Origin of the sequence: Methylobacterium frigidaeris (assembly GCF_022179185.1) — a bacterium.
GTDB lineage: Bacteria > Pseudomonadota > Alphaproteobacteria > Rhizobiales > Beijerinckiaceae > Methylobacterium > Methylobacterium frigidaeris.
In genome coordinates, this window is sequence record NZ_BPQJ01000011.1 from 152,970 (window position 1) to 164,742 (window position 11,773).

11 protein-coding genes, 1 tRNA gene and 1 pseudogene are annotated in these 11,773 nt (G+C 68.2%); 8 read left to right on the plus strand and 5 right to left on the minus strand.

Going from position 1 to position 11,773, the window contains the following annotated elements:
* Positions 1 to 86: 86 nt before the first annotated feature.
* Complete coding sequence (locus MFF64_RS13905) at positions 87 to 1,418, minus strand: hypothetical protein (protein ID WP_238191235.1); 1,332 nt, start codon at positions 1,416 to 1,418, stop codon at positions 87 to 89.
* 379 nt (positions 1,419 to 1,797) lie between these two features.
* Here MFF64_RS13905 and MFF64_RS13910 point away from each other — a divergent pair, with 379 nt between their 5' ends.
* Together MFF64_RS13910 and acuI are read left to right on the plus strand one after the other, a co-directional pair.
* Positions 1,798 to 2,388: a hypothetical protein gene (locus tag MFF64_RS13910; RefSeq protein ID WP_099899932.1), complete on the plus strand. Its 591-nt coding sequence runs from the start codon at positions 1,798 to 1,800 to the stop codon at positions 2,386 to 2,388.
* Between the two features lie 129 nt (positions 2,389 to 2,517).
* A complete protein-coding gene (acuI, locus tag MFF64_RS13915; RefSeq protein WP_099899930.1) occupies positions 2,518 to 3,507 on the plus strand; it encodes an acrylyl-CoA reductase (NADPH) in 990 nt (329 codons plus the stop codon).
* 55 nt (positions 3,508 to 3,562) lie between these two features.
* Here the strand turns inward: acuI and MFF64_RS13920 are convergent, their stop codons facing one another.
* The 3 genes from MFF64_RS13920 to MFF64_RS13930 form a co-directional block, all read right to left on the minus strand.
* Positions 3,563 to 3,769, minus strand: coding sequence for a hypothetical protein (locus MFF64_RS13920; RefSeq protein WP_099899928.1), 207 nt, complete (start codon positions 3,767 to 3,769; stop codon positions 3,563 to 3,565).
* Between the two features lie 82 nt (positions 3,770 to 3,851).
* Positions 3,852 to 4,148 carry an antibiotic biosynthesis monooxygenase family protein gene (locus MFF64_RS13925; protein ID WP_099899926.1) on the minus strand — a complete coding sequence of 99 codons (297 nt, stop codon included), beginning with the start codon at positions 4,146 to 4,148 and terminating at the stop codon, positions 3,852 to 3,854.
* Positions 4,145 to 4,612 carry a MarR family winged helix-turn-helix transcriptional regulator gene (locus tag MFF64_RS13930; protein WP_099899924.1) on the minus strand — a complete coding sequence of 156 codons (468 nt, stop codon included), beginning with the start codon at positions 4,610 to 4,612 and terminating at the stop codon, positions 4,145 to 4,147. Before MFF64_RS13930 ends, MFF64_RS13925 begins: the two co-directional genes overlap by 4 nt.
* 111 nt (positions 4,613 to 4,723) lie before the next feature.
* Between MFF64_RS13930 and queA the strand changes: the two genes are divergently transcribed.
* Together queA and tgt are read left to right on the plus strand one after the other, a co-directional pair.
* Positions 4,724 to 5,812 (plus strand): tRNA preQ1(34) S-adenosylmethionine ribosyltransferase-isomerase QueA, encoded by a 1,089-nt coding sequence (gene queA, locus MFF64_RS13935; protein ID WP_238191237.1) that lies wholly within the window; start codon positions 4,724 to 4,726, stop codon positions 5,810 to 5,812.
* A complete protein-coding gene (gene tgt / locus MFF64_RS13940; protein ID WP_099899922.1) occupies positions 5,809 to 6,942 on the plus strand; it encodes a tRNA guanosine(34) transglycosylase Tgt in 1,134 nt (377 codons plus the stop codon). Before queA ends, tgt begins: the two co-directional genes overlap by 4 nt.
* 4 nt (positions 6,943 to 6,946) lie before the next feature.
* On the opposite strand, the gene MFF64_RS13945 is transcribed toward tgt, so the two are convergent.
* Positions 6,947 to 8,014, minus strand: coding sequence for a hypothetical protein (locus MFF64_RS13945; protein ID WP_099899920.1), 1,068 nt, complete (start codon positions 8,012 to 8,014; stop codon positions 6,947 to 6,949).
* A gap of 128 nt (positions 8,015 to 8,142) precedes the next feature.
* On the opposite strand from MFF64_RS13945, the gene MFF64_RS13950 reads away from it, so the two are divergent.
* From MFF64_RS13950 to MFF64_RS13965, 4 genes and pseudogenes are all read left to right on the plus strand, one after another.
* Positions 8,143 to 8,218, plus strand: a tRNA-Lys gene (locus MFF64_RS13950).
* Positions 8,219 to 8,745: 527 nt separating this feature from the next.
* Positions 8,746 to 9,819: pseudogene (locus tag MFF64_RS13955) on the plus strand (GSCFA domain-containing protein).
* The gene (locus tag MFF64_RS13960) at positions 9,816 to 10,712 is read left to right on the plus strand and encodes a WcbI family polysaccharide biosynthesis putative acetyltransferase (protein ID WP_238191239.1); all 897 of its coding nucleotides are present in this window, start codon (positions 9,816 to 9,818) and stop codon (positions 10,710 to 10,712) included. The pseudogene MFF64_RS13955 and the gene MFF64_RS13960 overlap by 4 nt, the downstream one beginning before the upstream one ends.
* A 392-nt stretch (positions 10,713 to 11,104) precedes the next feature.
* A complete protein-coding gene (locus tag MFF64_RS13965) occupies positions 11,105 to 11,650 on the plus strand; it encodes a hypothetical protein (protein ID WP_238191242.1) in 546 nt (181 codons plus the stop codon).
* The last annotated feature ends 123 nt before the right edge of the window (positions 11,651 to 11,773 follow it).

Consider the following 11,773-nt stretch of genomic DNA (forward strand, 5'->3'; position numbering starts at 1 on the left):
ATACCGGTTCGTCGCAGAACAGGCGGCCCACCAAGAGACCGAGGGCAGCGCCCGATTGCAGCGCGATCTGGCGCTGCCCTCGGCCGTCACCACGACGAGAGGGCGGCCCGCTTCCATGTGTTGGTCGCCACGCAGGTATAGACGAAGCCGGCATCATGGGCCCAATCGCCCGCCGTGCAGGGTGCGGAGGATGAGGCGGGTGTCGACAACGGGGTATTGAGCACCCCGCGCGCCGTCGTCCGGCCGGGCTCGACTCGCAGCGCGACCATTCCGTTCTGCGCGTATTGCAGCCCGCCGGACGTGTGCGACAGGCAGCCGTCGAACGTGTCGAGGCACACGCCCTGGCCGGTGCTCGCGAGCAGGGCGAACCGGGTCGAATCGGCGCTCGTGTTCAAGCCGACGTGATGGTGACCGGAGAGATTGATCGCGTTGTAGGCGCTCGTCGCCGTCAGAAGATCGGTGTCCGAGACGTTGTTCTCGCCCTGGAAGTAGATCCCGTTATGGACCATGGCGTTCTGCGCCGCGTACGGCACCGGCCGGGCGAAATCCGGGATCGCGACGTCGCCGACAAGCTGTGTCGGGCTGACGTAGTGGGCACGGTAGAGTGTCTCGTTGAGCTTGATGCGGTAGATCGCCGGAACGAACTTCTCGCCTGAGACCCATGTCACCGTGTTCTTCGCGACCGTGACCGCTCCGGCATAGGTCTTGGTCGATCCGCCGCCGGAATAGAGCCAGGCGGTGTTGGGATGGCCGCTGATGCCGTTGAAGAACATCGCGGCCGACAGGCACGGCGAGCCCGGGGCGCAATCCTGATTGAAGTTGTTCATGTCGTACTCGACACCCCAGCTCTGCACGCCGCCGGAGCCGGGCGCGATGTGGAGGTCGACATTGTGGCCCCAGGTCGACGGAGGCTTCTCCCCGTTCGGGCCCGGACGCTGACGCACCGAGATCAGCTGGCCCACCGCGTTGGTCGTATCGAGCCGGGCCTTCGATTCCGGGCCGCCCACCGTCTCGTAGTTGATGAAGATCCCATTGGACGCCTTCGCGACCGCACCGTCGCCCCGGGCCTGGACGAGGAGCGTCGCGGTGCTGTCCGCCTTGGCCTTGCCGTCGGGGCCGCGCGGCGTGCCGCGGGTCGGGTAGACCGCGATGTCCTGGCCGGGCGCCGCGAACACCCCGAGGCAGCTCGGCTGCCAGCTCAACGTTCCGTCAGTCGCGTAGGCTCCGTCCGAGCTGACGCAGCCGCTTCCGACCACGAGGCGGCCCGAGGCCGTCAGCGTGCGGGTTTCGAGCGCCGCGGGATCGCTGCCTCCGGGTCGCGGCGATCCCGCCGGATCGAGGGCGACGGCCGGTCCGGCGAGCGCGACTCCGATCGACGCGAGAACGGTGATCGGACCGATGGTGGGCAGGCGAGGCATCGTCGTTCCTTCTCGTCGGCCTTATGTCTGGCTGGCCCGGCACCCTACGGGCGATGATGGGCGAAACGAAGGGTGTCCGGGCGCGATCGGCTCGGCTTCACGGACGCGCCGCAGCCGTCAACGCTGCTGGGTTAACGGCAACTATAGAGAATCCACATGATTCTCCGGTTCCGCAGTCCCGCGCCCCGATCGACTCACAGGCTTGCGCGATCCCCTCCGCAATTCACCGAAATACGTAATAAATCCCGAGGGCAATTTTACCCTCTTCCGGCTTTCGGCTTGCCTGAAGGGCGTCGGAGCGGCTTCTCTCTCAGGCAAGCGTGGCGCTGGCGAGTGCCGCGCGGGCCCTTTCCCCCGCCATCCCCGAGGAAGCCAGATCATGACCGCCCCGGTCACCCGTACGACCGCCGCGACCGCCCTCGCGGCGAGCCTGCTCTTCGCCGCTCCGGCCTTCGCCGGCGGCTATGGTTGCACCACCGATTGCTATCGCCAGGTCTCAACCCCGCCAGTCTACGGCACCGTGTCCGAGCAGGTGATGGTGCGCCCGCCGCGCACGGTGAGCCACGTCGTCCCGCCGGTCTACGATACCGTCTCCGAGCAGGTCCTGGTCTCGCCCGCTCGCCGGGTGTGGCAGACCTCCGTCGACGCCTACGGCCAGACCGTCGGCTGCTGGGTCACGATCCCGGCCCGCTACGCCACCCAGACCCGCCGGGTACTGGTGCGCCCCGCTCAGGTGGTGCCGCAGGTGATCCCGCCGGCCTACGCCTCGTACCAGCGCCGCGTCCTGGTCGAGCCCGCCCGGTCCGGCTGGGTGCCGGCCAATGGCGGCTACGCCGCCGGCCCGGCCCCGGGCGGGATCGTCGGTGCGGGCCTCGGCCTCGCGGGAGCCGGCGTCGGGCTGGCCGGTGCGGCGGTCGGTGCCGGGACCGGCCTCGTCTTCGGCGGTGGCAGCATCTACGACGGCTACTGAGCCGGGAACGCGGCCCGGGCTCCGTCCGGGCCGCCTCGCCATCCGGTGCCTTGCCGCCAAGGGCCTTCCGCTCCACAACCCCAGCGCAGCGAACGCGGCCGGAACGCCGCGCGGCGGGGGAGGCAAAGCGTGGGCACGTTCAAGGCGGTGGTGATCGAGAAGGGCGACGGTGGGCAGCGCGTTGCGCTGAAGGACATCGACGAATCCGAGCTGATGGACGGTGACGTCACCGTCCGGGTCACCCACTCCACCCTCAACTACAAGGACGGGCTGGCGCTGACCGGCAAGGCCCCGGTGGTGCGGCGCTGGCCGATGATCCCGGGGATCGACTTCACCGGCGTGGTCGAGACCTCCTCCCACCCCGACTGGAAGGCCGGCGACGCCGTGGTGCTCAACGGCTGGGGCACCGGCGAGACCCATCTCGGCGCCTATGCGGAGAAATCCCGGGTCAAGGGCGACTGGCTCGTGGCCCTGCCGGCGGCCCTCACGCCCGAGCAGGCGATGGCGATCGGCACCGCCGGCTACACCGCGATGCTGGCCCTGCTGGCGCTGGAGCGCCACGGCCTCACCCCCGAATCCGGCCCGGCCCTGGTGACCGGCGCCGCCGGTGGCGTCGGCTCGGTGGCGATCTCGCTTCTCGCCAAAGCCGGCTGGCACGTCGTCGCCTCGACCGGACGGGCGGACGAGGAGGCGGAGTACCTGCGCGGCCTCGGTGCGGCCGAGATCATCGACCGGGCCGAGCTGAGCCAGCCCGGCAAGCCCCTCGGGAAAGAGCGCTGGGCCGCCACGATCGACGCGGTCGGCTCCACGACGCTGGCCAACGCCCTGGCGATGACCCGCTACGGCGGCGCGGTCGCGGCCTGCGGGCTCGCCGGCGGCATGGACCTGCCGACCTCGGTGGCGCCGTTCATCCTGCGCGGCGTGGCGCTCTACGGCATCGAGAGCGTGATGGCGCCGCTCCCCTTGCGCCGCGAGGCCTGGGCCCGGCTCGCCCGCGACCTCGACCCCGCCGCCCTCTCGGCGATGACCACCACCGTGCCGCTCGCCGAGGTGATCGAGCGCGGGCCGGAGATCCTGGCCGGGCGCACCCGCGGTCGGGTCGTCGTGACGATCGCGTAGGCGCGGCTGGGCGAACCCGAGCGCGATCACCGCGGATGCGAAATCCGGCACCGCCTCAGGCGGTGGCCGGCCGGCCCGCCGCGGAACGGGCCTGCTCGCGCAGGCGGCTCACCTGGGCCCGCGCACGGGCCGTGGCGGCCTTCCGGGCATAGTGCCGGCGCATGAAGCCGAAGCGGGCGGAGGCCGCGAGGCTCTCCAGCCGCTCGGCCTCGCAGTCCCACCAGACGATGAGCTCGGCATCGAGGGTCGGATGGCTGGCCATGACGGGGACTCCACGACGATCGGGACCGGTGCCGCTCCAGATGGGGCGGACCGGCCCCTCATGCCAAGACCCTCGAGGCCCGTCAGGTGCGGATCACCTCGTAGAGCCCCGGATGGTGCGGGAAGCGCCCCAACTCCGGCCCGACCAGGGCCCGGAAGGCGGGGTCGGACGTCGCCGCCAGGAACGCCTCGGTCGATCGCCAGGTCGCGACGTTGACCATGGGGAAGCGCACGCCCGGCGCGATCGCCCGGTGCAGCCGCGTGTCGACGAAGCCCGGCTGCCGGCGCAGGTGGTCGGCCGCCCGCTCCCAATAGGCGAGGGCCGCCGCCTCGTCTCCGGGCCCGACTTCGAACGGGTTGATCAGTACCACATCGCTCATGAGCCCGTCTCCGGCGCGCCGCTCTCCTCGTCCCGCTCCAGTGCGGCGCGCAGGCACCGGAGCAGGGTCGTGGAATCCCGGAGGGACGCGGGCTCGCATCCCTCCGTCACGCGCGCGGCCCAGGCGGCCTGGCGCTCCTGCGCCGCCGCGTAGGCGCGCTGCCCGTCTTCGGTCAGCACCACGAGCGCGGCCCGCCGGTGATCCGGATTGGGCGCCAGTGCCACGAACCCGTCCGCCGCCAGCTCGGTCACCAGGCGGCGCACCGCCTGCCGGGTCAGCCCCATCGCACGGGCCGCGCCCGCCACGGTCAGCGGCCGGCCCGCCAGGGCCACGGCGCCGAGCACCTGCCAGCGGGCGCTGGTAAGGCCGAGGTCGCGGGTGAGCGCGTCGCCCGCGGCGAGCAGGGCGCCGTTGAGGCGGAAGACCTCCAGGATCAGCGCGGTGGCGGCCTCGACCCGGGACATTGACCCCCCGTTCGTTTCGACATCACATTGCTCAATCGACAACATGTTGTCAATAAACCGAAGCGCTTCTGCCCCATTGATCCGGCGGCGGAATCCTGGCTGAAGGGCCGCATGCGCGTGGACCTGTTCGATTTCGACCTGCCGGAGGACCGCATCGCCCTCCGGCCCGCGGTACCGCGGGACGGCGCCCGTCTGATGCTGCTGCATCCGGGCGCGCCGCCGCAGGACCGGGTGGTGCGCGACCTGCCCGGCCTGCTGCGGCCCGGCGACGTCCTCGTCTTCAACGACACGCGGGTGATCCCGGCGCGCTTGCGCGGGCTGCGCCACCGGCCGGACGGCCCTACGGTGCGCCTCGAGGCGATGCTGCACCTGCGGGAAAGCGCAGACCGCTGGCGCGCCTTCGCGCGGCCGGCCAAGCGCCTGCGGGTCGGCGACCGGGTCAGCTTCGGAGAGGCCGGAGAGGGCGGTCCTTGCGCGCTCACCCGCCTCGATGCCACGATCGTCGCGCGCGGGGAGGGGGGCGAGACCACCTTCGCCTTCGACCTCGCCGGGCCGGCCCTCGACGAGGCGGTGGCGGCGCTGGGCGAGCTGCCGCTGCCCCCCTACATCGCGGCCAAGCGCCCGGCCGACGCGCAGGACTCCGCCGATTACCAGACGGTCTACGCCCGCGAGCCCGGCGCCGTGGCCGCCCCCACCGCCGGCCTGCACTTCACGCCCGAGCTGCTCGCGGCCTGCGCCGCCGCCGGCCTCGCGCAAGTGCGGGTGACGCTGCATGTCGGCGCCGGCACCTTCCTGCCGGTGAAGGCCGACGACACCGACGAGCACCGCATGCACGCGGAGGTGGGCGAGATCACCGCCGAAGCGGCGGAGGCCCTTAACCGCGCCCGCGCGGCGGGCGGGCGCATCGTCGCGGTCGGCACCACGGCGCTCCGGCTCCTCGAGAGCGCCGCTGCGCCCGACGGCACGATCAGGCCCTGGACCGGCGCCACCGACATCTTCATCACCCCGGGCTACCGCTTCCGCGCGGTCGACGCGCTGATGACCAACTTCCACCTGCCGCGCTCGACCCTGTTCATGCTCGTCTCGGCCTTCGCCGGGCTCGAGGCGATGCGGGCGGCCTACGCCGCCGCGATTGATCGCGGCTACCGCTTCTATTCCTACGGCGATAGCAGCCTGCTCTTCCGGGCGGAGACGCGATGACCGACCAGTTCAGCTTCACGGTGGCGGCGACCGACGGCCCCGCCCGCACCGGCGAGATCCGCATGCCGCGGGGCGTCATCCGCACCCCGGCCTTCATGCCGGTGGGCACCGCCGGCACCGTCAAGGCGATGTATCCCGAGCAGGTCAAGGCGCTCGGCGCCGACGTGGTACTGGGCAACACCTACCACCTGATGCTGCGCCCCGGCGCCGAACGGGTGGCGCGGCTCGGGGGCCTGCACGCCATGATGCAGTGGCCCTACCCGATCCTGACCGATTCCGGCGGCTTCCAGGTCATGTCGCTGGCGGGCCTGCGCAAGCTCGACGAGACCGGGGTGCGCTTCCAGTCGCATCTCGACGGCTCGACGCATCTGCTCAGCCCCGAGCGCTCGATCGAGATCCAGGGCCTGCTCGGCTCCGACATCCAGATGCAGCTCGACGAGTGCGTGCGCCTGCCCGCACCCGAATCGGCGATCGAGAGCGCGATGCGGCTGTCCTTACGCTGGGCCGAGCGCTGCCGCATCGCCTTCGGCGACCAGCCCGGCAAGGCAATGTTCGGCATCGTGCAGGGCGGCGACATCCCGGCGCTCCGGGTCGAGAGCGCGAAGGCGCTGGTCGGTCTCGACCTCAAGGGCTACGCCATCGGGGGCCTCGCCGTCGGCGAGCCGCAGGCGACGATGCTGGCGATGATCGAGACCGTCGAGCCGCACCTGCCGACGCACAAGCCGCGCTACCTGATGGGCGTCGGCACGCCGGACGACATCGTGCAGGCGGTGAGCCGCGGCATCGACATGTTCGACTGCGTGATGCCGACCCGGGCTGGCCGCCATGGCATGGTCTATACCCGCCACGGCCGCCTCAACCTGCGCAACGCGCGCTTCGCCGAGGACAATTCGCCCCTCGATCCGGAATCGACCTGCCCGGCGGCGAACCTCTACAGCAAGGCCTATCTGCACCACCTCGTCCGCGCTGGCGAGATCCTGGGGATGATGCTGCTGACCTGGAACAACCTGTCCTACTACCAGGACCTGATGGCGGGTCTGCGCAAGGCCATCGCGGCCGGGCGGCTCGCCGACTTCATCGGCGAGACCCGCGAGGGCTGGCAGAAGGCGGAGCGCGACCGGGCGGCGTGAATCCTCAGTGCTCCGCCGCCCGCGGTGTCGCGAGCACCCGGTAGAATCCGTCCGGATCGTCGCGCCTCTCGTCCACCGCCCGGCGGAGGCCCGAGACGATGCGCGCGGCGATCGGCAGGCGGTAGTGCAGGGCGTCCCAGTAGTTCGCGTCGTCCCGCGTCACGACGGATGGGATGCGGAAATCGACCAGCGTGGCGCCGCGCCTGTTGGCGATCTCCGCCGCCCGCGCCTTGCAGACCGCTTCGCGCGCCGCCCCCGCGCTGCCCGGCCGCGGCTGCGCCGCCACGTTGACCGGCATGAAGGCGACGATCTTGAGCGCGTCCGCCGGCACGAGGCCGAGGAGTTCGTCGAGCCAGGGGAGGGCCGGCGTGGCGGGATCTCCCTCGGGGGCGGGCACTTCGGGGGTGGGCGCGTCCCCATGGATATGCGCCGCGGCGCGGGCGGCGTCGTAGTGCGATTCCGGCGGGGTGAATACCTCGTAGCCGTCGCCGCGGATGCGCGCCGGCATTCGCCCGAGGCGGTGCAGCAGCGCCCGTCCGGCGATCTCGACGCTCTGCTGGTTCCACTGGTGGAGAAACGCGGTCCAGGCCAGGGGCTCGCGGTAGAGCCAGGGCGGGAAGGCTCGGAAGGTCAGGCGCCTGACGTCCGCATTCGCCTCGCACCACGGTGCGTCGAGGCCGAACAGCACCGCCTTCGCGGGCGCCCGCGTCAAGAAGAGCCGGGCGAGCTGCGTCTGCTCCCAGGGCGTCGCGGCGTTCATGGCGAGGTTGGCGAAGCGTCCGCCGAAGGCCCGGTCGAGACCCTGCGGGTCGAGGAGGCGGGCGGTCGAGGTGCCGAACACCGCCGAATCGTAGGTCCCGCCGCGCACCACCTGCGGGTACATGAAGCGCTGGTTGAGATCCATGATCGCCCCCGGCGCCCGCTCGGGGCCGGCGCGCAGGCCGTAGGGATCGAGGGCGGTCACGAAGGCGAGCACGAGGAGCCCCAGGAGGCCGGCCGCACCGAGGAGAAGGCCGGCGAAGCGCCGCCAGCTTGCGGCGGTATCGGCATGCGGAGCGGGGTCAGGCGGCATCGATGCGAGGCTTTTGTGGGTGGCCGTGGTCTCCCGGTTGACCCGGCCGCGTCAACCCCCTATGTCCGCCTCTGCTCCGAACAGGACCAGGGCCGGCCCGCCAGCGCCGCGCCGTCATCCCCGGGAGCGGGCGCGTAGCTCAGCTGGTAGAGCAACGGACTTTTAATCTGTAGGTCCTGGGTTCGAGTCCCAGCGCGCTCACCATTTCATCGATTGAAAGACGGGCCCAGTCGCCAAGAACTCTCCGGGCTCGCTTCACTATGATCCTGACAGCAGGTGAGGCCGTTGATCGCCCGGAGGTCTGCCCAGGCAGTGGAACGGAGCGTCATCTGGATCGGCCGCCACAAGCTATCGGTCGGGAAACAGGCCTGTCGTAGGCCTGACGCCGCTGTTCTCGCCCCTCGAGCTGTCGCCGATCGTCGTACCTGCCTCTGCCCAACGTACCGAGCCGCGAGAAGACACGAGGCGAAAAGAGACGAGGAAAAACTGGATCCGGCACGTCACCGCTCCGGCGAAGAGCCACGACCCTTGAGTGCCTCCGTTCTGCGGAGTAGAACCCAGAGGCGTTTGGATCTCTCGGTTTCCGGGCAGGCCGGGCGGGAGATGCCTTGGTCAACGCCGACCCGGCCTCGTTCAAGGGTTGATCAGCATCCACACTCGGCACGCGCGCACAAGTTGGTTGAGAGGCTCGTCGTCTCATCAACAGGCAAGCCCGCGCACAGGGGCAGACAGTGACGAATCCTTATCGCGGCAAGCCTGATTTTCAATTTTGGCGCAAATCCGTAGCGTTGCCGGCACCGACGGACGTCGATCCGGTCGTCAGCACCAACATCCAGATTGGACACGATACCCGGATTGCCACAGCCGGAAGCTGCTTCGCCCAGCATATCGCGCGCACCCTGGTCGGACAGGGCTTTCAATACATGATCGCGGAGTCGAAGCCGGCCTTCGAATTCAGCCAGAATGAGAATTACGGCACCTTCTCGGCCCGGTACGGTAATATTTACACGGTCCGTCAACTATCTCAGCTCTTTGAAAGAGCCTATTCGTTGTACGAGCCGAAGGAGATCGCCTGGCTTCGCGAGGACGGGCGCTACATCGATCCATTCAGGCCGCAGATTCAATCTCGGGGCTTCGAGACAATCGACCAGATAATCGAGGATCGCGAAGCCCATCTGGACGCAGTCCGTATCATGTTCGAAGAATGCGACATCTTCATCTTCACCCTCGGGCTGACCGAAGCATGAATCTCGAGGCGTGACGGTGCCGTTTTCCCGTTGGCGCCCGGCGTCGTCAGCCCCGGCGTCGACCCGGCCAGCTACGCGTTCCACAATTTCACGGTGAGTGAAATACAAGAAGACCTAGTGAGATTTCTGCAGAGGCTAAAAAAGGTCAACCCTGGCGTCAGTGTTTTGCTGACCGTGTCGCCTGTGCCGCTGATCGCCACCTACGAGAATCGTCATGCCCTGACCGCGACAACCTACAGCAAATCGGTGCTTCGCGTCGCTGCCGACCAGGTTGCCTGCATGTACGATTGGGTTGAATACTTTCCGTCTTACGAGATGATCACGGGGATCCACACTCGCGGCGCCTTCTTCGCCGAAGACTTGCGAGAAGTGACGCCCGAAGGAGTTGCTTACGTCATGCGGACGTTCTCGAATCACTATCTCAATTCATCACATTCTGCCCAGCCTGTAAATAAGCCTCAGCCGCTTTCAAGCGGCGAATTCGACAAGAGAATGAAAAACATCAGAGAGATTTCGACGATCATCTGCGATGAAGAGGTCATCGAGGAAAGTCTATGAGCAACTTGCGGCTTATTTTCATCGGATCCTGCCAGGTCGCCGGCATGAGGGCGACAGCAAAAAAGCTGCTGCCGGATGCTCATATCGACGCGCAGCACATCTTTGCAACCATGCAACCGGAGGACGTGCGCGAGCACATAAAGCAGTTCGATGTCGTCATCACGCAGATTAGTGAGAGCGACGCTGAAATGCCGTATCTACGCGCCAGCTCTTTGAACGCGCCGATGTTGAGGGCCATCTATCTACCGACATTCGCCTTCAGCGGCCTCCATCCTGACATGACGTATATTTTCGATCATGGAAAAATTGTCCATGGCGCTCATAGCGAAATGCATTCCATCATCGGCGCGGCCTGCTTCTTAGCACGAATCAGCGAAGCTAGAGCAGCGAAATTATTTAATAAATATATATTTTCCGAGCTTGGATACTTTGCTGAATATGAAGTTTCATATCGGTTCATGATGGAAACATACGCATCAGCGGGCTACGACGTGGATGGTCTCGTCGAGCGTCTTATCGCCGAGTCTGGTGCCTTCATGCACACGATCAATCATCCATCGATCGCCATTATCTCCGAGTTGACGACGCAGGCCTTGAAGAAAGCAGGCGTCGTTCCGCAGGATGCACCAGTCCCGATCGGTGTTCACGACGCCCTGCAGGAGCATTTCGTCGGACCGGTATTCCCTCCGCTCGCCCGAACCATCGGCCTGGCCGGCAGCACGACGTACTTGAAGTCGGTGCATTCCGGCGAAGACCGTACGGTAGGCCTGGAAGAGTATTTGAACCGCTCCTACGAGATATATAGGTCCCTGAACAGAGAGGTGATCGCACAAGGACGGATACGCGAGGCCTTCGACACCATCAACACGCTCATCACGCCGCCGCTCTCTTGAAAGATGCGTTCCAGGTAGGGGCGGGCGCGAATGGGGCTTGATGTACCCGGTCCTGTCGGCGAGCGTGGCTCCATGTTCGTCCGCGACAGCCGGCTAGCCTTCGATCCCACCCGATCTCGGGAGTAGGCCCCGCACCGCCGCAGGGATGCGGCCGACAACGTTAGCTCAGCTGCCGAGCGTCATGGTGAGCACGGCCATCGCCGCCACGACGCAGACCAGCCGCGCGGCCGGTAAGTTCTCTGCGTTCTTATCCGCAGATCGGCAAACGATCGATCGCGCTCCCTGATATCCGCCGAGGCATCGGTGTCCTCTTCGTTGACGGGCGTGGCCTCCTGTGCAAGGGACACCCGCCCAGTTTCAGCGGAGGGGCAATGTCGGGGAATGATGCGCTCATGAAGGCCTTGGCTGATGTGAGCGAACGGAGAGCGGCGCTCGAGGCTGAGTACGAGCGCGTCGGGGCGGAGCTGGCCAAGCTCCGGCTCGCCGAGAACGCGCTCCGGGCGATCATCGAAAATACGCCGATCGAGGATCTCGGCTTGTCGCTGAACTCCGCGGGGGCGGCTTCCGGCCTGGACCGGAGCGAGCCGCGCGCGAGCGGGCGGCGCGGTCCCCGGGGGCCGCGGGCGAACTCCACCAAGGGCCGCCTCAAGGCGCTGATCGACGGGGCCGGGCCGCAGGGCCTGTCGCAGCCGCAGATTCTGCGTGCGCTGCCCGATGCCGCGCCGGCCACCATCAACGCCTATCTCAGCTCCATGGTCACCGCCGGCGAGGCGCTGCTCGTCGGCAACTTCTACACCAAGGCCCGGACCCGGGACGACGAGGCCGAGCCGTCGGAGGACGAGGCCGAGCGGCCGGAGGACGACGACGATGCCTATGACGGCGACGACCTCGCCGACGAGGACGGTGTGGACCGGGACGACGCCGCGAAACGCGCCTGAACCGGCGCCGCCGGGTGCGCTCGCGCACCGGCTTGGCGGTGCAAAGGGGCGCACATCCGGGCTACACCCGGTCGGTTTCTCGTCGCTCTCAGGTCGGGCGCGACGACGTGCCGACACGGGATG